General features: G+C 62.8%; 22 protein-coding genes. 16 read left to right on the top strand and 6 right to left on the bottom strand.

Annotated features, from left to right (window positions below; genetic code table 11):
- Positions 1-164: 164 nt before the first annotated feature.
- The 4 genes from L0U84_RS35905 to L0U84_RS35890 all read right to left on the bottom strand — a co-directional run bounded on the left by L0U84_RS35905 (position 165) and on the right by L0U84_RS35890 (position 4,175).
- On the bottom strand, positions 165-1,208 hold the full coding sequence (locus L0U84_RS35905; protein ID WP_233857531.1) for a porin: 1,044 nt from the start codon (positions 1,206-1,208) through the stop codon (positions 165-167).
- A gap of 145 nt (positions 1,209-1,353) precedes the next feature.
- Positions 1,354-2,661, bottom strand: a complete 1,308-nt coding sequence (locus tag L0U84_RS35900) for an MFS transporter (RefSeq protein WP_233857529.1) — start codon at positions 2,659-2,661, stop codon at positions 1,354-1,356.
- Between the two features lie 257 nt (positions 2,662-2,918).
- Complete coding sequence (locus tag L0U84_RS35895; protein ID WP_326491229.1) at positions 2,919-3,509, bottom strand: TetR/AcrR family transcriptional regulator; 591 nt, start codon at positions 3,507-3,509, stop codon at positions 2,919-2,921.
- 48 nt (positions 3,510-3,557) lie between these two features.
- On the bottom strand, positions 3,558-4,175 hold the full coding sequence (locus tag L0U84_RS35890; protein WP_233857525.1) for a TetR/AcrR family transcriptional regulator: 618 nt from the start codon (positions 4,173-4,175) through the stop codon (positions 3,558-3,560).
- 137 nt (positions 4,176-4,312) lie between these two features.
- On the opposite strand from L0U84_RS35890, the gene L0U84_RS35885 reads away from it, so the two are divergent.
- The 12 genes from L0U84_RS35885 to L0U84_RS35830 are packed head-to-tail and all read left to right on the top strand — an operon-like array spanning position 4,313 to position 13,611.
- Positions 4,313-5,626: an aromatic ring-hydroxylating oxygenase subunit alpha gene (locus L0U84_RS35885; protein ID WP_233857523.1), complete on the top strand. Its 1,314-nt coding sequence runs from the start codon at positions 4,313-4,315 to the stop codon at positions 5,624-5,626.
- 13 nt (positions 5,627-5,639) lie between these two features.
- Positions 5,640-6,047, top strand: a complete 408-nt coding sequence (locus L0U84_RS35880; RefSeq protein WP_233857521.1) for a hypothetical protein — start codon at positions 5,640-5,642, stop codon at positions 6,045-6,047.
- Between the two features lie 52 nt (positions 6,048-6,099).
- On the top strand, positions 6,100-6,504 hold the full coding sequence (locus L0U84_RS35875; protein ID WP_233857519.1) for a cupin domain-containing protein: 405 nt from the start codon (positions 6,100-6,102) through the stop codon (positions 6,502-6,504).
- Positions 6,505-6,516: 12 nt separating this feature from the next.
- Positions 6,517-6,867 (top strand): hypothetical protein, encoded by a 351-nt coding sequence (locus L0U84_RS35870; protein ID WP_233857510.1) that lies wholly within the window; start codon positions 6,517-6,519, stop codon positions 6,865-6,867.
- 9 nt (positions 6,868-6,876) lie between these two features.
- The gene (locus L0U84_RS35865) at positions 6,877-8,199 is read left to right on the top strand and encodes an NAD(P)/FAD-dependent oxidoreductase (RefSeq protein ID WP_233857508.1); all 1,323 of its coding nucleotides are present in this window, start codon (positions 6,877-6,879) and stop codon (positions 8,197-8,199) included.
- Entirely contained in the window at positions 8,196-8,846 is a 651-nt protein-coding gene (locus tag L0U84_RS35860; protein WP_233857506.1) for a nuclear transport factor 2 family protein, read from the top strand. Before L0U84_RS35865 ends, L0U84_RS35860 begins: the two co-directional genes overlap by 4 nt.
- Positions 8,843-9,715, top strand: coding sequence for a dihydroorotate dehydrogenase electron transfer subunit (locus tag L0U84_RS35855; RefSeq protein WP_233857504.1), 873 nt, complete (start codon positions 8,843-8,845; stop codon positions 9,713-9,715). The genes L0U84_RS35860 and L0U84_RS35855 overlap by 4 nt, the downstream gene beginning before the upstream one ends.
- On the top strand, positions 9,709-10,647 hold the full coding sequence (locus tag L0U84_RS35850; protein WP_233857502.1) for a dihydroorotate dehydrogenase: 939 nt from the start codon (positions 9,709-9,711) through the stop codon (positions 10,645-10,647). Before L0U84_RS35855 ends, L0U84_RS35850 begins: the two co-directional genes overlap by 7 nt.
- Positions 10,644-11,069, top strand: a complete 426-nt coding sequence (locus tag L0U84_RS35845; protein WP_233857500.1) for a non-heme iron oxygenase ferredoxin subunit — start codon at positions 10,644-10,646, stop codon at positions 11,067-11,069. The genes L0U84_RS35850 and L0U84_RS35845 overlap by 4 nt, the downstream gene beginning before the upstream one ends.
- A 4-nt stretch (positions 11,070-11,073) precedes the next feature.
- The gene (locus L0U84_RS35840; RefSeq protein WP_233857499.1) at positions 11,074-12,150 is read left to right on the top strand and encodes an asparaginase; all 1,077 of its coding nucleotides are present in this window, start codon (positions 11,074-11,076) and stop codon (positions 12,148-12,150) included.
- 32 nt (positions 12,151-12,182) lie between these two features.
- On the top strand, positions 12,183-12,884 hold the full coding sequence (locus tag L0U84_RS35835; RefSeq protein ID WP_233857497.1) for a hypothetical protein: 702 nt from the start codon (positions 12,183-12,185) through the stop codon (positions 12,882-12,884).
- A 22-nt stretch (positions 12,885-12,906) separates the two neighbouring features.
- Entirely contained in the window at positions 12,907-13,611 is a 705-nt protein-coding gene (locus L0U84_RS35830; RefSeq protein ID WP_233857495.1) for a maleate cis-trans isomerase family protein, read from the top strand.
- Positions 13,612-13,717: 106 nt separating this feature from the next.
- On the opposite strand, the gene L0U84_RS35825 is transcribed toward L0U84_RS35830, so the two are convergent.
- Positions 13,718-14,752, bottom strand: a complete 1,035-nt coding sequence (locus L0U84_RS35825; RefSeq protein WP_233857493.1) for a helix-turn-helix domain-containing protein — start codon at positions 14,750-14,752, stop codon at positions 13,718-13,720.
- 604 nt (positions 14,753-15,356) lie between these two features.
- Here L0U84_RS35825 and L0U84_RS35820 point away from each other — a divergent pair.
- The gene (locus L0U84_RS35820) at positions 15,357-16,178 is read left to right on the top strand and encodes an SDR family NAD(P)-dependent oxidoreductase (protein ID WP_233857491.1); all 822 of its coding nucleotides are present in this window, start codon (positions 15,357-15,359) and stop codon (positions 16,176-16,178) included.
- Between the two features lie 52 nt (positions 16,179-16,230).
- Positions 16,231-17,688: an amino acid permease gene (locus L0U84_RS35815; RefSeq protein WP_233857489.1), complete on the top strand. Its 1,458-nt coding sequence runs from the start codon at positions 16,231-16,233 to the stop codon at positions 17,686-17,688.
- A gap of 252 nt (positions 17,689-17,940) precedes the next feature.
- Here L0U84_RS35815 and L0U84_RS44305 read toward each other — a convergent pair whose 3' ends face one another.
- Positions 17,941-18,393 carry a plasmid fertility inhibition factor family protein gene (locus tag L0U84_RS44305; RefSeq protein WP_442794126.1) on the bottom strand — a complete coding sequence of 151 codons (453 nt, stop codon included), beginning with the start codon at positions 18,391-18,393 and terminating at the stop codon, positions 17,941-17,943.
- A gap of 227 nt (positions 18,394-18,620) precedes the next feature.
- Here L0U84_RS44305 and L0U84_RS35810 point away from each other — a divergent pair, with 227 nt between their 5' ends.
- Positions 18,621-18,791: a hypothetical protein gene (locus L0U84_RS35810; RefSeq protein ID WP_233857487.1), complete on the top strand. Its 171-nt coding sequence runs from the start codon at positions 18,621-18,623 to the stop codon at positions 18,789-18,791.
- Between the two features lie 610 nt (positions 18,792-19,401).
- Positions 19,402-20,133 carry a GntR family transcriptional regulator gene (locus L0U84_RS35805; RefSeq protein ID WP_233857480.1) on the top strand — a complete coding sequence of 244 codons (732 nt, stop codon included), beginning with the start codon at positions 19,402-19,404 and terminating at the stop codon, positions 20,131-20,133.
- Positions 20,134-20,172 lie beyond the last annotated feature (39 nt).

Below are 20,172 nucleotides of genomic sequence, written 5' to 3'. Positions count from 1 at the left end.
ATCGATGGCGAGGACTTGCCTGGAAGTCCGGTCGCTTTATTGCGCACTGGGAGGGGCGGTGACACGGGCCCGGCTTTGGTGAGCATGGGACCATTGCGTTCGTCAGCTAAAGTGACCATCGGCAAATTCATAGCCTTGCCCGTCGCCGACGCCGCCCGCCGTAATCAGAAGAAATGCTGCATGCCGATGCGAACCGAAGCCTGATTGCTGCTCGACGACGGCGACAAAGAGAGCAGCGCCGCCTGCGCGCCGCCACCCGCGTGCTGGTAGGTCAACTCGGCGTAGAGCATGGTACGCACCGAAAGGTGATAAAGGTTCGAGAGACCGGCGGTCGTGTAGGTCTTGCCGTCGAACCACGTTCGATAGCCGCCGAGCAGCACGGTGTCGAACGGCGTGACGTTCCAGTCCACGCCTAGCTCGGTGGTCGTCGCGCGCGCGGAGTCCGTATTGCTGGCGATTTTCGCGGTATCGACGACCGCGTGGAACGCCCACTGACGATTGGGCATATACGTGCCGGCCGCGCCGAAGATCTCCGTATCACGTGCCTTGAATGGCGTGCCGCCCGAGAGATCCTGTCCGAGGAAGCTGGTGTAACCGAGCGACGTGTTGAAGGCGTACGACTTGTTGCGCGTGTCGCTGTACACCGCTCCCAGCTGCAGCGCCGAGGACTTGTAGAGCAACGCCGCGCCCACATAACGGCCCTGTCCCGTCGACGGATCGGTAAATCCGTACATGGCGCGCGCTGACACGCCGTGCCACGGATTGCTTGCGTACTTCACGGTGTTGTTCACCGGAGTGACCGCGTCGTTGTCGATATTGGCCGGACGGTAGAGGAAGTAGTTGTACTGGACTGCACCGTTCGCGTTCGGCAGCAGCACATCGTCGGTCAGATCCCATTGCCTGCCGAGCGTGAGTGTGCCCCAACGGTCGTCGGAAAGGCCGACGAAGGCCTTGCGGCTGAACAGAACACCCGAGGTGGCAAAGGCGCCCGTGTTCGAGAAGAAGCCGTTCTCCAGTTGAAATATGGCTTTCGTCCCGCCGCCGAGATCTTCCGCGCCCTTGAAGCCGAATTGGTCGGGCACGCTGATCGGCCCCATGACGAATTGCGAACTTCCCTTCGCATTGGTCACGTAGCCGACGCCTTCGTCGATGCTGCCGTATAGCGTGACGCTGCTCTGCGCATGAGCGCCCGAAGATGCCAGGCCCATGCACAACGCCAGACAGTTTAATGAAACGTAAGGGGTACTGATTGAAAAGGTGAAAGGACGATAATTCGATCTCATGTCGATGACAGGTAAGGGGAAAGAAGAGGGGATCAGGCCGCAGGCCGGTTTGCACCGGCGCTGCAGCGTGTCATGCGCTGCGCGGTCGGCACAGCGCGATGGCAAGCGCGGCGACGAGGCCAGAGGCAGCAAAGGCGACGAAATTCAGTCGCACGTCGAGATGCGACGCGGCAAACCAGGCGCCGAGCATCGGCCCCGCCATCGCGCCGATGCGGCCGATTCCGACAGCCCAGCCGGTCGCGCTCGCTCGTGCGAATGGCCGATAAAAGCTTGCGATGTAGCCGAGCTGAACCATCGCCACGCCGATGCTGCCCAGCCCAGCGAGTGCCACCAGCACGTAGTTCGTGACCATGCCGCCACGCACCGTGAGTCCGCAAATCGCGAGCGCCCCGATCACATAGCCTCCGACGATCGTCTTGCGCGGACCGAACCGATCGCCCACGCGGCCGATCAAAATGCCGCCGATAGCCGAGGAGAGCATGAAGACCGCGAGAAACGAGAGGCTTGAGCCGAGGTCATAGCCGAGCTTGCGCATCAGTTGCGGCAACCAGGTACCGAGCCCATAGATCACCAGTACCGCGGCGACCTGGGCGACCCAGAGGCAAAGCGTCGACCACCAGATGCCGTGGGAGAACACTTCACCGAACACGACGCGCAGCGATGGTTTGGACGCAGCTTCCACCGGAACGCTGTCGAGCGACGCGAGCGAAAGGCCGAGCCGTTGCGCGAGCTGATCGGCTTCGCGCCGCTTGCCGCTTGCCATCAGGTAGGCAAGCGACTCCGGCAGCATCTTGATCAACAGCGGCAGCGCGAGCAATGGCAACGCGCCCAGCGCGACGACGAAGCGCCAGCCATGGGAGCCCAGAAACGCCATTCCGATCACGGCCGAAACCAGCGCCCCGATCGCGTAACCCGAATACATGATCGCGAAATTAACGTTGCGCTTCGCCGCAGGCGAGTATTCGACCGTGAGCGCCGCCGCCGCGGAAATGACGCCGCCGAGACCCAGCCCGCCGATGAAGCGCATCACGCTGAAAAGGAACGGGGTGGGCGCGACGGCCGCACCTAGCATCGACAGCGAGAACAGCGTGACGCACGCAATCAGCAGACGTTTGCGGCCGATCAGGTCGGTCAGAACGCTAATGAAATATGAGCCGAACAGCGTGCCGAACAGCGCCGCGCTACTCATCGCGCCCACTTCGATCGGCGTGAGCTTCCACACCGGGTCAGCGAGCATCGAGGGAACGATCGTGCCCATGACGCCGATGTCATAGCCTTCGGTCACGATCGTGAGGAAACAAAGGGCCAGCACGCGGCGCGTCGTGTGCGCGGGCGGGTCGAGTGCGAGTGCGAGAGGACTTTCGGAGATGGCCGCCATGGGGATGACTTTTTTCGAACGAACTACCGGAACAATCAGGCAAGCGCGATGCCAGTCCCTCGCGGGTGACGTGTTGCGATGGCCCGGATCACGCGTCTATCCGAGCCTGGTGCGGCTTGCCCGCCCGGCGCAGGCAAGACTGCTGTCTGCGCTCGAATAAAGAATGGCATTCTATTTTCGATGCGTCAAAAGATTTCAAAATAAATATGTGCGTGGTTCGGGAAAGTCCTGGGTGAAGGAGGCGCAGTCAGGTCAGGTCAGGTTAGCTCGCGCGGCGCTTCGCCAAGCAATAGTGTGGCGGTGAGCGCCGTGATGCGCTGGATGTCCCGGTGATCGCCGATCCGCTGATTGATCACGAAGCCGTCGAACGCCATCCAGATCACGTGGGCGAAAAGATCGCCGCCGAGTGCTCCGATGCGCTCGGCGGGCAGGGCGTCCTTGAGCAATTGCGTGAGGTAATTCTCGACCGATACGAGCAGATTATTGGGTTTTGCAAGTCCCGCGGGCGCGCTCGCGAGCGCGTCGATCAACGAGTTCGCGAAGGCGTTGTCGGCGGCCGGGATGTCACCCCAAATGCCCGTCAAGATGCGCTCGATCTTCCTGCGGGGCCCGTTGAGCAACGCCACTTCGCTACGCAGCCGATGCAACTGCTCGATCAGCCAGGGCTCGTAGATTTCGTAAAGGATCACGAGCTTGGAGTCGAAGTAGACGTAGAGATTGGCGACCGTGGTGCCCGCGAGACGGGCGATCTCGGTCATCGTCGTGGCTGAATATCCTTTTTCGCTGAAGGCGTTGAACGCGGCCGTCAAAATGGCTTCCCGCCTGACGGCTTTTTTGATTTGCGGCACTTGAGAGCTCTCTACTGGAAGGACGGGGAATCGGTTCGGGGCATTCTATCAAGCCGCCACGCCCGCGCCGGCGCGCGGTGCACGGGAGATCGCGGGCGTATCGAGCACGAGCGCCGCGATCAGCGACGCGACAGCTTCCGCGTCGCGCACGTCGCCGAGCCGCCGGTCGATCACGAAGCCGTCGAACGCCATCCAGATCAGACGCGAGAGCATCGCGTCGTCGATGCGCGAGCCCCCGGGCCCCGCGGCGGCCGTGTCGAAACACTCTCGCAGCATCGCGCCGACCGCGAGTTCCACTTCGTTCAGAAACGCGCTCGACGGCTCGGCGCGGCCGTGCCGTTGCGCGAGGGCGTCGATCAGCGCATTGGCGAAATTCGCGTCGGCGCCCGGAATATCGCGCCAAAGGCCGACCAGCAAGCGCCGCAGCCGCTGCTCGGCGCCGTCCTGCGCGCGCACCTGCACGCTCAGCGTAGCGAGTTGCGCGCGCAGCCACGGGCGGTACACCTCATAGAGGATCGCCAGCTTCGAATCGAAGTACACGTACAGATTCGCCGCGGTCATGTCGGCTGCCGAGGCGATCTGCGCCATCTTCGTCGCTGTGAATCCTTGCTGCTGAAAGAGGGTGAGCGCGGCCTGCGCGATCAACTCCTGTTTCCCGTGCTTCATTGCATCGCTCCCGTTCGGATTGGCGTGGATTTGTGCCGCGTTTCACGAAATCGACAAAAGACACTTGACGGCCAGAATTTTCCAAAACAGAATACCATTCATTATTAAACGACGTTCGTTTTTGAGGTGAAGCTATCGTGTCCACGACCTTGCTGTCCCCCGCAGTCCCCGCGCCGGCAGGCACGCTGACCGGCCGTTACCCCGAACTCGGCTCTGGCCCGATCCCGGTCGAGCCGTATATTTCGCCGGAGTACTACGAGCGCGAGAAAGAGCACATCTTCAAGAAGACATGGCTGCACGTCGGCCGGATCGAGGAGATCCCGAAGCCGGGCGATTACTTCGTGAAGGAACTCGACGCGTGTGACACGTCGATCATCGTGGTGCGCAATCGCCAGGGCGAGATCCGCGCGATGCACAACGTCTGCGCGCATCGGATGAACGAGATCGTCTACGACAAGTGCGGCAACACCCGCAAGTTCTTCTGCAAGTTTCACGGCTGGGCCTACGACCTCGACGGCAAACTCACGGGCGTGCCCGACGAAAAGTGCTTCTTCGGCCTCGATCGCGAGCAGTTCGGACTGGCGCGCGTCGCGTGCGAAGTGTGGCAGGGATTCATCTTCGTGAACATGGACCCGGCTCCGGCCGTCTCGCTCGCGGATTACATGAAGCCGATGTTCGGCGACATCGAGGGCTATCCGTTCGACAAGCTCACCGCGGGCTTCGGCTGGCAGACGGTCGTGAACTGCAACTGGAAACTCGCGCTCGACGCGTTCCAGGAGGCGTATCACGTCGCCTATGTGCACGGCAATTCGATCGCGGACGCGATCGACAAGACCGATAACGAAAGCATGCCGCCGCTCGACGCGCTGTGCGGCGAGTTTCATCGGCGGCTCTCTCTGGCGGGCAACCAGAAGTCCGTCTACGGCAACCCGAAGGCCGTGACCGAGGGCGGCGCCGCGGCGCAGAACGCGTTGTCCGAGCAGGGCCAGAAGCGCCCGATCGCGGCCGCCGCGTTGCGCGCGGGCATCGGCAGCGCGAAGCACGCGTTTCCGCTCGACGCGCTGCCGCCCGGCGTGAACTGGACCAAAAGCCCGAACTGGCTGTTCGACATGAACATCGTGTTCCCGGACTTCTACGTATCGCTGCGCCCGAACTATTGCCAGGCGTACAACTTCCGGCCGATCTCGCACAACCAGACACTCGTCGACGCACGCGTGTACTACCCCGAAATGACCACGCCTGGCGGTCGCTTCTTCCTCGAATACATGAAGGTCGCGCTGCGCGACGTGCTGCTCGAAGACTTCAGCACGCTCGAACGCACGCAACGCGCGGCGGAAACCGGCGCGAAGAAGGTGATGGTGTTGCAGGACAACGAACTGCTGGTGCGCCACGCGTATCACGTCGTCGAACGGATGCTGGCGCAGGGCGTCGCGGCCGGTGCGACGGTTTAACGAGGAATCGAACATGAGTACCGCAATGCCTACCCAGCCGGTCAATTTCATCAGCAGGAAAGCACCCGTCTCGCGCACGTTGCCCGCCGGCTTCGAGTCGCTCGCGCCGTTCGTCGAGACCTGGGCGCTCGACACCGAAACCGCGCGCAACGCGCAACGCCACGCGGTCGGCATGGAAGCCATTCTCGCGTTTCGCGACGCGATCCTGCCGCGAGTGGACGAAGTGGTGGCGTATCTGAACGGCTTTCCGCTCGCGACGCTCGGCGAGCATCCGGACGCGATGACGCTGATGTATCTGCTGCTTTCGCTGGCCGAGATCGCACCCGCGATCGAGTTCTACAACCAGCCAGCCGTCATCGACGGATACGAGTCCGCGCGCTTTCGCGCCGACGAATCTTTTGTGATGCGTCCGCTGCCCTGAGCGTACACATGAGCGGCCGGCGCGCCCGGTCTGGATTTGAAGGAGGCTACAAATGGCGAAATGCCGCGTGTTCGGCATCGATCACGGTCTGAAGACCGTAGTCGAAAACGGCCTGTACATGAAGACGATGATCGGCAAGACGATGAGCGTCGCCGTCATCAAGTTCGTCGAGCAGGAGGGCACGAATCTGCCCGCGAAGGCACACGATCATGGCGAGGAAGCGTCGTTGCAGGTGCTCGGTTCGTGCTCGATCTTCGAGGTGCGGCCCGAGACGCCCGATGTCGAGCGCACGCTCGCGCAAGGCGACGCGATGATCATTCCCGCGGGCCTCAGCCACTACGGCAAGAACCGTTACGGCGGAGAAGGCGTGAGCATGCGCCTGAACGTGGTGTCGCCGCCGCGCGCGGAATACGGCGCGCAAGACGACACGCCGTACTACCCGCTCGCCAATCGATGATGAGGGATGCAAATGAATAACCGTGCTGAGAATCCGGCGAACGACCTCGCGCAATGTACATCCGTGCAAGCGGGTGAACGCTGGCGCGATCCGCATGCGGCGAGTCAGACAGTGCGCGCCGAAGGCGCACTGCTGACCACGGAGTTCGCGGTGTTCGAGCCGAGCGAAGTGCACGACGACGCGGCGGGAGCGTGTGGCGAGGAAGTCGTCGCTATTCTCGAAGGCGAGTTCGATATCGATGCGGCCGGCGAGCATTACCGGCTCGTCGCGGGCGAGGCGATCCTGATTCCGCTGGGTGAGCCGCGCCGCTTTACGTGTCTCGACGCAAAGGGCGTGCTGTATCGCGCCGGAACCCGTGTGTAAGGCGCGATCATGAATCACGATCCCTCTCAAGCGGACGACGTGAAGCACGTCGTGGTAGTCGGCTCGGGCCACGCGGGCGGCCGCGTCGTGCAGCACCTCGTCGCGCTGGGATTCGCGGGGCGCATCACGCTGATCGGCGACGAGCGTCACCCGCCCTACGAGCGGCCAGCGCTCTCGAAGGAATGGTTGACGAGCGATACCGAGCCGGCGCTCGCGGCGTCGCCCGTCGTCCTCGGCCCCGCGGCGTTCTGGGAGCCGTCGGCGTTGCGCGATGCGCGCGTCGAGCGGGTGTACGAACGCGCAGTCGCACTCGATGCGACCCAACGCGTGCTGAAGCTCGCAAGCGGCGCGCAGGTGTCGTTCGATCGGCTCGTCGTTGCGACCGGCGGGGCGCCGCGCGACGGCGCGATTCCAGGCGCCGAGCGGCCCGGCGTGCACCTGCTGCGCACCGTCGACGACAGTCTCGCGCTGCGCCGCGCACTGCGTGAGAGCCGGAGCCTTGCGATCGTCGGAGCGGGGGTGATCGGCATGGAGGTCGCTTCGTCGGCGCTTGAACTCGGCGTGCCCGTGACGGTGCTCGAAGCAGGTGAGCGCGTACTCGCGCGCTGCCTGCCTCCCGTGATGTCCGAGTGGCTGCTGCGCGAGCATCGTGCGCGCGGCGTGCGCGTTGAATTGGGCGTCGCGGTCGAGGCGATTGGCGAGCCGCAGGAAAAGTCGAGCGGCGGCGCGCGCTACGTCGTGCGCTGCCAACCCCTCGTCGCTGATCCGACACGATCGAACGAAGTCTTCGAGGTCGCGGCCGACACGATCCTGATCGCGATCGGCGTCGATTGCGCGCCGGCGTTTCTGGCCGGCACGGGGCTCGCGGGACGCCATGGCGTCGATGTCGACGAAACCTGCCGCAGTCCCCACGCGCCGTGGCTTTACGCGGTCGGCGACGTCGCGCATGTGCTCGATCGTGCATGCGAGCGCGGCGGTCTGCGTCAGGAGACGTGGCGCAATGCCGAGAACCAGTCGCTCGCGGTCGCGCAGGCGCTGCTCGGCCGCGCGCAGCCCTACCGCGAAACGCCGTGGATGTGGACCGATCAGCTTGGCAACAACATCCAGGTCGTCGGCCAGCCCGATTCGCGCGACGAAGTCGTGCTGCGCGGCGAACCGGGCGCCGGCGCATGCGCGGCGCTGAGCGTACGCGACGGTCGCGTCGTCGCGGGCGTGCTCGTCAATGCGGGCCGCGAGCGGCGCTTCCTCGAAAAGCTCGTCGCGAGCGCGATGCCCGTGGACCTGGCGCGCCTCGCGGACCCGCGCACGTCACTCAAGGAGCTTGCCGCATGAGCGCGATCTCGATGGGTTTGACAGAGGCCGAGGCCCGCGCCTGCAACGACACGCCCGCAAATACCGACGTACAGATGGCGGCGCTCGCGGCACGCGTCGAACGGCTCGAAGCGAACGAAGCGATTCGCGCGCTGAAGGCGTACTACGGCGCGCTAGCCGATGCGAAGTACACCGGCGACTACCGCAAGCTCGACGCACAAGCGCTCGCCGACGTCGCTCGCCAGCAGGCTGCCTGCTTCACCATCGATGCGGTCTGGGCGGGTGGCAAAGGCTTCGGCGGCGACCTCGTTGGACGCGAGGCCATCGAGCGCTGGTTTCTCGCCTCGCCGTGGCGTTTCGCGATGCATTACTACGTCAGCGAGACGCTCCAGGTCGACGCCGCGCGCGGCGTCGCGCAAGCGAACTGGCGGCTCATGCAGGTCGCGCTGCGCGAGGGTGCGGACACGCGCGCAGGCGCGGTCTGGCTCGGCGCGGTGACGACCGAACACTACCGGCGCGACGCGGCGAGCGGCCTCTGGCTGATCAGCTACATGAAGTTCGAAGCGCTCCACATGATGACCCTGGCGGATGGGCCGTTGCCGCTCGCCAGCAATTTTGCGGACCTCGACGCGCTGCGCGTCGCCCGCACCGAGGACAACCAGTCATGACAGAAGTCATTGCGTCGCCTTGCGCGACCCATTCGCAATCCTGCTGCGGCGAGCTCGCCGCGCTCGATATCGCCGAGCACGCCTGCGAGGTCCTGCAAAACACGCCGGTCAACGCCGAGTACCGGCACATGATCGTCGCGGCGCCGGCCGGCGCCGCGCTCGCGCAGCCGGGCCAGTTCTTCCATCTCGCGTGCCCGCCGGGCGCCGCGGGCAGTTCGTTCCTGCGCCGGCCGATGAGCGTCTATGGGGCCGATCCACGGCGACGGACTGTCGAGTTTCTCTACAAGGTGCAGGGCACCGGCACCCAAGGCCTGGCCACATTGCAGCCGGGCGACACGCTCGACGCGCTCGGGCCGCTCGGTCATGGCTTCGTACTGCCCACGGGCACCCGCCACGTGCTGCTGCTGGCACGCGGGGTCGGTCTCGCGACGCTAGCGCCGCTCGCCGCGCATGCCGTCGCGCAGGGCGCGCAGGTGAGCGCCGTGCTCAGCGCGCGCAGCCAGGCACTGGTGATGTCGGCCGAACGCCTGCGCGCAACGGGCGCGACCGTTCATATAGTCACCGACGAAGACGGCAGCAGCGATGCCTCCCGCGTCGAAGCGCAGCTCGAAGCACTGCACGCCGAAGCGCCGTTCGACTTCCTCTCCACCTGCGGCTCGAACCGGCTTCTGCTGCTGCTCCAGAAGCTGGGCCGCGCGTGGGGCGTGGCGGGGCAAACCGCAATCGAGCAGCGCATGGGTTGCGGCATCGGCTCGTGCTATGCCTGTGTGCGCCCGTTCCGCGAGCGTGCGGATTCAGACCGTCTGACCTTCCGGCGCGTTTGCTGGGACGGCCCCGTGTTCGATTTGCAGGAAACCACATCATGGTAGATCTGAGCGTCAAGGTGGGCGGACTCACGCTCGCCAATCCCATCATGCCCGCGTCGGGCACCTTCGCGGACGGCAACGCGCGCGTCTTCGATCTGAATTGCCTCGGCGCGATCGTCACCAAGACGATCACCGCCGACATTCGCGAAGGCGTGCCTCCGCCGCGGGTCGCCGAGTTCAAGGACGCCACGCTGTTTTCGATCGGCATTCCGAGCAAGGGCGCTGACTATTACATCAACACGACGGTGCCGTTCTATCAGCGCTATACGCCGCCGATCGTGGGCAGCATCTCGGCGAACTCGGCAACCGAATTTGGTGAACTGGCGGCGCGCATCGGCACGAGCGGCATCGCGGCGATCGAGGCAAACGTCTCGTGTCCGAACCTGAAGAAGAACGGCAAGGCGTTCGGCATGGACCCCGACGCAACCTATCAGGTCGTGCATGCGATGAAGTCGAGCACGGGAATTCCGGTGTGGGTCAAGATGACCCCGAATGCCGGCAACCTGGTCGAAGTCGCGCTCGCGGCGCAAGCGGCCGGCGCCGACGCGCTCGTGTGCTGCAACGCGATTCTGGCAATGGCGATCGATGTGCAGACCTTCAAGCCGCGCGTCGCGAATGTGATGGGCGGCCTGACCGGCGCGGCGACCAAGCCGATCCTGCTGCGCATGGCTTATCAGTGCGCCGCGGCCGTCGAGATTCCGGTGATCGGCTGCGGCGGCATCAGCACGGCGGAAGACGCCATCGAGTTCATGCTCGCGGGTTGCACGGCGGTCCAGGTCGGCACCGCCAACTTCGTCACGCCGAACGCGATGCCGCGGGTAATCGACGGGATGCGGGCGTTTTGCGAGCAGCGCGGCATTGAACGCGTGGCCGACCTGATCGGCGCGATGACGCGTCATGACGTGATCAATCTTCAGAAGGACTATGCGCTATGAAGGTCATTCCCATTGTTTCCGTTTGCGGGCGCACGGTCCGCGCGCCTGAGCATGCGCCCGAGCAGACGTTCGCGAGCGGCGGGGCGGCATCGGTCGCGGACGTCGGCGACGCGTGGCATCTGATCGGTGAAGCGGCTCAATGTTTCGACGGCAACGATTGTCTGAGCGTGACGATCGACGCAGTAAAGGTGGGTCTGTTTCGCGTTGATGGCGAGATCCACGCGATCGACGACGTCTGCACGCACGGCAACGCGCTGCTGAGCGAGGGCTTCCTCGACGGCCACGAGATCGAGTGTCCGTTGCACGCGGGACTCATCGACGTGCGCACGGGCAAGGGAACGACCGCGCCGATCGTGCGCGATACGCGCCGCCACGAGGTGCGGATCGACGGCGGCAATCTCTACGTTCGGCTGAGCCGCTGAAACGATGGCCTCTTTATCGACTAACACGCGGCCGGCGCACGCGCCGAAGATCGCCGTGATCGGCACCGGCGGCACGTTCGCGATGCACGCGCGCGGTCCGTTCGACTGGGTCGAGTATTCGGAAAGCGGCGTCGTACATCCGATCGACACATTGCTCACGACGCTCGGCGAACTGGCACCCGAGGTCGAACTGCTGCCCGTGACGTTTCGCAGCCTCGGCAGCGTGGCGATCCGGCCGGCCGACTGGGTAGAACTCGCGCGCCTGATACGGCGCACCGCGCTCGCCGATCCGTCGATCACTGGCTTCATCGTCACGCACGGCACCGCGACGCTCGAAGAAACCGCGTGGTTCCTGCAACTCGTGCTCGACATCGCGCAACCGGTCATCGTCACCGGCGCGCAGCGACCCGCGAACACCGCGGGCAGCGACGTGCTCGCGAACCTGCGTGGCGCGATCGCGGCGGCGCGCGATCCGCACAGCGCGGCACACGGCGTGCTGGTCGCGATGGACGGCTGGCTGTTCTCCCCGCGCGACGTGACCAAGGCGGCCAGCTTCGAGCTGAACGCGTTCGAGTCGCCGGGCTACGGGCCGCTCGCGCGAATCGAACCGGACGCGCGAATCGCGTGGCGGCGCAATGCGATCGCCCCGCGTAGCGCCGGCGAACCCGCGTGGTTTGCACGCGCGCTACTGGAGGCGGACTCGCCGTTCGCGCTGCCGCGCGTCGATATCGCGATCTCGTATGCGGGCGCGGACGGGGCCGCGATCGACGCGCTTGTCGCGGCGGGCAGCGCAGGCATCGTCAGTGCGGGACTGGTGCCGGGACGGCCGGCGGCAGGCGAGGCGGCCGCGTATCGCCTGGCGGTGGAGGCGGGCGTCATGGTCGTGCAGTCGAGCCGCGCGGCGCGCGGCGCGGTGCCGCCACAAGCGTTTCTGGCACGCGACGGCGTGATCGCTGGCGGCGATCTCGCGCCGCATAAGTTGCGCATTGCGTTGATGCTCGCACTCACGTTCAATGACGACTCGAGCGCCACTTACGCGCAACGGCGCGAACGCATCCAAACCATTCTGCTGGCGCTGTGAACGCTTCAGCACGCAAGGAGACCTCTCCAATCATGCAGTTCTCTTACCTCGTGACCTGGGTTAAGTCGGATCCGGCGGCGCGCGTCGCCGCACCCGATCTCGACCGGATTACCGCGATCGTCGACGCGACGCCCGCATTGCGCCGCTCGCGCCTTTACACCCCGGAGTCCGCTGACGACTACTACACGCAGGACGGCCCATCGCCGATCTTCGCGATGCAACTCGACTACGACACGGTGTTCGACCTCGAAGCGCCGATCGCGCCAGGTGGTCATTTGCAGGCGCTCGCCAGCGCGGCTCTGCCGAGCCTCGCCGGCTGCCGCGTCGAGCAGCAGGCGATGCTGCGCCGCCCGTTTCCGGTCGCCGATGCCGAACCACGCGTGCCGGCAGGTAGTCTGCCTTGCCAGTTCCTCGTGCACTACCCGGGCCATGCGCTCGACTTCGACGCGTGGATCAACTACTACCTCACGCATCATCCGCAGATCATGTTCGACTTTCCGGGCGTGCGCGAGATCGAGATCTTCACGCGCATCGACTGGCTCGATGCGATGCCGTGGACGCGCGTGCACTACATGCAGCGCAACAAGCTGATGTTCGACAGCGCGCAGGCGATCACCGAGGCAATGCACTCGCCGGTGCGCCACGCGATGCGCCAGGACTTCGAGAAATTCCCGCCGTTCGAAGGCAGCAACATCCATCATCCGATGGCGGCGCGCACGACCGTCTACGACTAATCGCGACACAGGAGAGGCAAGCATGAGTATCGGGTTCGGTCATCTCGCGCGCATCGGCCATCTCTATCCGTCGGGCGGACTGTGCGACTTCGAGATTCAGGCCATGGCACCCGATGGCGTGCAGTTCGTCACGACGCGTCTGCCGTTTCGCGACACTTCGATCGAGTCCGATCGCACACTGATCGACGACATCGAACAGCACGCGCAACTGCTCGCCGACGCGAGGGTCGATCTGATCGCGACAAATTGCACGGCGGCCGGCGTCGTGAACGGGCCTGACGCGATCAATGCACGGGTGAAGGCAGCGACGAACATCACAGCGGTCACGACGATCGAGGCCGTGCTCGCCGCGTGCGACGCGCTGGGCGTGAAAAAGCTCGGACTCGTCACCGCCTACAGCGAGCACGTGGTGGCGGCGGAGCTGGCATTTTTCGAGCAACGCGGGCTGAGCGTCGTCGCCGAAGCGAGCCGCGCGTGCCGGACGCCGTTCGAGCAGGGTACGTTGCCGCCGGAGGTCTGGTCCGACATTGCGACGCGCTTGCCGCGCGACTATGACGCGCTGCTGATCAGTTGCGCGGGGATTCGCGTGAGCAGTGTGATCGGGTCGATCGAAGCGCAAGTCGGGCGTCCGGTGATTACCAGCAATTCCGCGCTGTTGTGGTACTGCTTGAGAAGGCTGAACATCGCCGCGAAGTCGCCGGGATACGGAGTTCTTATGGCCCGGTAGGGCGGCGCGATGAAAGTGCTCCTGCCTCGTTCCGCACAATACCGGTGGTACTCGTTTGACATCACGCCGTTGGACGGCTGACAGATGGTTGGCGCGTCGGATGATTTCATGCGGACGACAAACACGAAGTTCCGCTGTTCCATCCACGCTGCATGCACGTGAAACGTTTCGCCGTTGCGGACGGTAACTCCCCGAACATGACGCGATAGTCATGCGCGAAGCCGCTGAGATGCCAGAAGCCCCATTTCGTCGCCGCCGACGTGACGGATTCGCCGAGCCTTAATTCCCGACGCACGTGATTCAGACGCACCGCTCGAAGGTATGCAATTGGATTCAGGCCAAGCGCGTCCTGGAAGGCATACTGCAGTGTCCTTCTGCTAACGCCCAACTGCACGCATAGTTCGGCTATCGATAATGGACAACTTGCTGGATCCTGAAACTGTTCCTGCACGGAATTCACGAGGGACCAGTATTTTGCCGGGCCGACATGAGTGTTCGCACCCGGCGCAACAGAAATGACTTCGGAAATCGCATAGAGGATCGTTCTTTCGAGAAGCTCGATGCGATCGTCACTGTTTGCCTGTTCGCCCGCTGATGACTGCGCGGCGGCGGCGAGCGTCTGCTTGAGAAGGTCGCGCAGATTGCCTGCGGCTTGGGCGGCCATTGGGATGAGCGGCCCCATCGGTCGGGAAACGAGCGACGTACCCAGAACACGCATCGAATTCGCCGACAGCTTCTGAGGCTCTATTTCGACGTTCACGAGAACGTGCCGGTCCGGCGAGTAGAACTCAAACTCCGAGCTGCTGGAGAAGACATGCAGGCTGTCACGTTCGCTTTTTTTTCCGCACATCCTGGCGTGGCCCTCCAGTTCCAGTGGAACGGCGACAGCCAGCCTGTCGGAAGGCACCGAGCCTTGCTGCATGATGACTTTGTCCAGTTGCTCGACGAGCAGCCTGATCCCGCCAAGCCAAACAATCGACGACGATCCGTGGAAAAGACCGCCCGAGATCTGTGTGTATCGAAGGTTCCAGCCGTCGAATGCACGCGCCTGCTCGTCCACTTCAGTGAATGAGCACACTGCGACCGTGCGCGCCAGAAGCCGGGCACTTGGAGAAGTCGTCGAAACAGGAGCCGTACTCATCAGAGGAAAAGCGGGTTACCGCATCACGTAATCTTTGGTTCAGGAGGATAACGTGCAGAGGCGGCAAAACAGATGCCCGTAAAAACCCTTGCTAACCGAAATTCGATCATGCGGTGCTTTCTGGCGCAATCACTTCGGGGTCGACAAGGTCCGATCGATCCGGAGAACGAACGCAGTTGCAAAACAAAATAAATCCAGGGGCCAAAGGGAAGGATTTGCAGTGGCACGAGCCTTCGATCCTACCGATGTGCTTGCATTCCAGATGCATGTCGCAATGCTTCTAGCCGGAACATGCTGAGTGCGATTGAATGAGAGTCCGATGACCTCAAGCCCCACGATTCCCAACTCCCGCTAGCGGATACATCGTGTTCAATCGCGCTAACGCGGCCACTGCTATGTCGGCGCGGAGAAAGCTTACACGTCAAGCTTTTTGAAAAAATGTCCGGTCGTCGTTAGGGATGACCCGTACTTGCCGAAATCCGATAGTGCACAGGAAAACGGCCTTCTACAGTGAGATCAACCTGCAAGCCGGGACCAATGCCTGGAGTTCGGGCGATACCGTCGCGGTCTGACGCGGGATATACGACTCCGTGGAGACAGAAAGATGGACATGAAAAGACGAAGTACCGATGACGACCTCTTGTCACCCTCGATCAACCTCGGACGATTGCAGGATCGGAAGGTTCTGATCACCGGCGGTGCGGGTGGGATGGGCCGTGCCGCGTCGCTGTTGTTCGCCATGCACGGCGCAGAGTTGGCGATCGTCGATATCGCGCGGGAGGCCGGCGAACAGGTGGTGGATGAGATCCGCAGCAAAGGCGGCCGCGCGACCTTCTATCAGGCGGACGCATCGAGCTCCGAGCAGATCGGCGCTGCGGTACACGCGGCTACCGAGTCGCTCGGATGGATCGACTGTCTGTTCAACCATGCGGGAACAATTGTCGTGAAGCCCCTGCACGAGACCACGGACGAGGACTATGACCGGCTTATGGCGATTAACGCCAGGTCCGCCTTTATCACTTGCCGGGCTGTGCTGCCGGGTATGGTCGCGCGCGGCAAGGGCAGTATCGTCATCACATCATCGATTGGCGGCGAGAAAGGGTTTGCGCTAGAGAGCGTGTATTGCATGACCAAGGGCGCGGTTCTGCAACTGGCCCGGTCCATTGCGGCCGAGTACAGAGGAAGTGGGATCCGCTGCAACGCGATCTGCCCTGGATTCGTTCGTACCGCTCATGGCCTTCGCGAGATCGACGAGCTCGACCAGCTTGGCCAGAAATGGGAAGACGCAGGCCTTGCCGATACTCAGGTCCGTATCTGCGAAGCCGAGGAGGCGGCGTCGGCGGCACTGTTCCTTTTGTCGGATGACGCCAGTTTTATCAACGGCGCAGCCCTTTACGTTGACAACGGCTGGTATTCGAAAGGCTAGTCGTCGGTGAAATTAGCAGAACCATTGCCGCCTTGATAGATAGGAGTTCCAAATGCATGATAGAGAGAAAGCGCAATCCGGCGTACGCGACAGCGAAGACAGCAGATTGCTGGCACTAGGCTATCAGCCGCAATTTCGCCGCGTACTCGGTCTCTTCGCCGACTTTTCCCTCGGCTATTCCTACATGAGCCCGATGGCCGGCGTGTTTGCGCTGTTCTCGACAGCGCTCATGGCCGCTGGACCGGCCTTTTTCTGGACGATGCCGGTGGTGCTCGCGGGTCAGGCCTTTGTATGTCTGGTTTTTGCGGAGGCCGCGTCTGCCTACCCCATCGCCGGGGGGATCTATCAATGGGCACGGCAGCTCGGTGGAACACGTTGGGGGTTTCTGACCGCCTGGATTTACCTGTTCGCGCTCGTTGGAACCGCGGCCGGAATCGCCGCCGGTGGGGCTCCCTTTCTGGCCAGCCTTCTGGGTGCGCCCGCAACCCCGGAGTTCAACGCCATCGCGGGCATCGCGATTGCCGTCATTGCGATAATCGCGAACTTCGCTGGCACTCGTGTGCTGGCAAAAGCCACGGAAGTCGGGGTCTGGGCCGGCATCGCCGGGTTGATCGTCTGCGGCGTCTATATGCTCTTTTTCGCCCGCGTGCAGCCACTCTCGATTATCTGGCACACGTACAACATCGCGCATGGCAACTACACCGCAGCATTATTTTCAGCGGGGCTCATCGGCATCTGGATTTTCTATGGCTTTGAAGCCTGCGGCGATCTCGCCGAGGAAGTGGACGGCGCGTCGCATGCGGTACCGCGCGCCATGCTGCTGACCATCGTATGCGGAGGCACCTCCGCATTGCTGATGACGGTCGGCCTGCTGTTCGCCATTCCCGATCTGGCGGGCGCGCTCAGTGGCAAAGTTGCCGATCCGGCGAGCGCCGCGATTCAACAAGCGTTAGGTCCGCTGGGATTGAATATCACCATGGTGTGCCTGCTTTGCGTCGTTGTCAGCGCGGTCGCCTCGGTGATCGCTTCGATCAGTCGCCTGATGTTCTCGCTTGGCCGCGACAATATGATCGTCGGCGCCCGTTTCCTGGGCCGGCTCAGCGGAACGCGGCAACAACCGACTCCTGCGATCTGGACGACGTCTGCCTTGACCATCCTGGTCCTGTCGGTCGGGTTCATTTCCGCTAATGCCGCGACGCAGATCATCAGCTTCGCCACCACCGGCATTTACACTGCGTTCCAGATGGTGGTGCTTGCGTCTCTGGTATCGAGTCTGCGAGGGTGGCGTTCCGACGGTGCCTTCCAGCTTGGCTCGAAGGGCATCATCATCAAGGTCATCGCGCTGGCTTTCGGCGTTGCTTCGATCATCGATCTTGCGTGGCCGAGAACGCCCGAAGCAGGCTGGTTCGCAAACTGGCTCATCGTCATTTCCCTGATCGTCATTGTTGTTGCCGGGTTGATTCAAATGGCCAAGCTCGAGTTGCCATCGAATCGATTAACCGTGGAATGAAGATACGGTTCCCATTCGTGAGGTGCAGATCGCGCTGCCGGCCGCGCGGGGCGGCCACGGCTAGCCTGGCCCGGACGGGACGCCACCTCGCTCGGAGAAAGGTGTGCTTCGCCGGCTACATCGATAACGATGGCGAACGGCGTGCTGGCAGGCACGCCGTAATCCGTGGCTTTCTTGGTAACTGGCGCGGGACGGGCCTCGGCCTCCTCACGCCTTTCTCAGTCTCACCGTGGTGAGTCGCGTGCGTTGGAGTCAGAGCGGCAGCAACTCCGAGACTCGCATCCATTTGCTGCGTGTTCCGGCCAGCCGTGAAAGCAAAGGCGCCTCGGCAACGAGGCACTCAACGGGAAAGCAGCGTGCCCCATGCGAAGTGAGCCACAGCATTCGGGCGACGCCATCGGCCACTGACACGTATGGCTTTGTGGTCGTCCCAACGAAGGACGAAGCGTTGATCGATCGGGAGATCGATTCGGGACGTACCCGGCACCGGACTTCAGTTAACGGGACAGGGTCGGTCCTTCCAAGCAAGAAATCCTTCTCGGCGAATTCGAGATTTTTCCTGAGCGATGTAGACGCCTTACGTAGCGAAGACGGGTCTTCGCCTTCAGCCAACGTCCCATTGCGCCATAGCCCTAGCACTGCGTCGCGCCGGACTTCAACGATTGCACGTTCTTCATTCCTGGGACCGGTAGGGTTCACCTTCATGAAGACGTCACCGCGATCGGTACCAATCTTAAACAACGCGACTTTGCAAGCAACCGGAGAATCAAAGGGTCCAATGTAGGTTTGCACGGTAATCCCAATTTGGAAATAACAATTTGGCAACGCCGGGAATGGGTCGACATTCAGGCAAAGTGCTTCGCTGTTTCACGAACGCCACATCCGTGTGCGAGCCAGACGGTTGACTCTGGCTGATCGCAATCACTGGCGGCATGTTCATTTTCGACGCCACTGCGCAAAGAATCGTCGCCGTGAGGCACCCGTTTCCGTTCGACAACCGTCCGGAGTTCGAAATGGACATCCTCGGCGAGGCGTTTGCGTGTGAACATGACTTTTCCGGTCGTAGTTGGAAAGATGACGTGCAGGATGGACCGCTGTTTTGATTTGAATACAAGCCTTGTCTCGTCGCTAGAAAATTTTCGACGTCTTACTAGAACGGAGACCACGTCGAGGCGGATATCTGGCTTCGGGTCGGCGAATTGATGGACTCTGTGTCTTCGGAAGTGAGTTACGAATCAGTCTGCCGCGGGTCCGCTCGCTGGTCTGGCGGTGACTATTGATTCCCGAACAAGTCGCGATTGCGCAACGGCATTATGTGATTGAATCGCCATAGGGCGAAGATCACTTACACCCGTTCGTCATTCGTCGATGGCGTTACAGTGGACGAGCCGACATTGGGTTCCACTCCTTCGTTGGCCCGCTCACGCGGTCTTTATCGGCGTTTGACTGCAACACAAACGCTTGGTCCGCTGGTACGGCGAACGCGCCACCATCGGTCGATGGTTGCTATAGAGCAGTCGCGCCGAGTCGGCGGGCGCGCGGTCGGCGGCGCCTGTTCGACCTCGGCGGGATACGCCTCAGGTGCCGAAATTTGAGGTTGGCGGCAGCCATTGTCGCGCCCCCAATTGCCTGTCCGGATGAGGTGTAAACCCTTATTATCCCTAAGACTACTATCAACCTATACTATGTCTACACTTCGTAGACAAACAAATCATGTCTAAACAGAAGCTTCAATTGGCACCCGCGGACACCGAATCCGGAGCGTCGGGAGATCGTAAGAATGTGATGGCGGAGACGCTGCGGCGTCGTATCGTGAGCATGGAGCTCGCGCCCGGCGCGGTCGTCGACGAGCTGGCGCTGGCCGAGGAGTTCGGACTGTCGCGTCCGCCGGTACGCGAACTGATGCGCCAGATGGCGGCCGAGGGTTACCTTGAACTCGAACCGAATCGACCGGCCCGGGTGTCACCAATGGGCTACCAGTCGTTGCGGAGCTTTTTCCAGGCCGCGCCGCTGATTTATGTCGCAACGACGCAGCTGGCAGCGAGCCACGCGACCCCCGAAGAGGTAGAGCGTTTGAAGCAGATCCAGGCGCAATTTCGCGCGTCGATCGAGCGCAACGACCTGCAGGGGCGCGTGCTGCATAACGATGAATTTCACTTTGAAATTGGTCGCATTGCCCGCAACGCTTATCTGATGCCAAGCCTGCGGCGTGTATTGATCGACCACGCGCGCCTCGGCAAGGTTTTTTATCGCGCGCCGACGACGAGTGATATGCAGAAGGACCTGGACAAGGCCGTGGATCAACACGACCAGATCATCGAAGCGATTGCACGTGGAGATGTCCAGCTAGCCGGCGAACTGGTTCGTAGTCACATGGAACTGTCGCGCCGACGTATGACCGAGTATGTGATCCCGGAAGGGCTGAACGTACCGATCCAGTTTTAAGGGCCGCGCGGAACGGCGCACAAATCTTGGTGCGCCGTT

The sequence above is a fragment of the Paraburkholderia sp. HD33-4 genome (assembly GCF_021390635.1).
Classification (GTDB): domain Bacteria; phylum Pseudomonadota; class Gammaproteobacteria; order Burkholderiales; family Burkholderiaceae; genus Paraburkholderia.
This window is presented reverse-complemented; position numbering and strand designations above follow the sequence as displayed.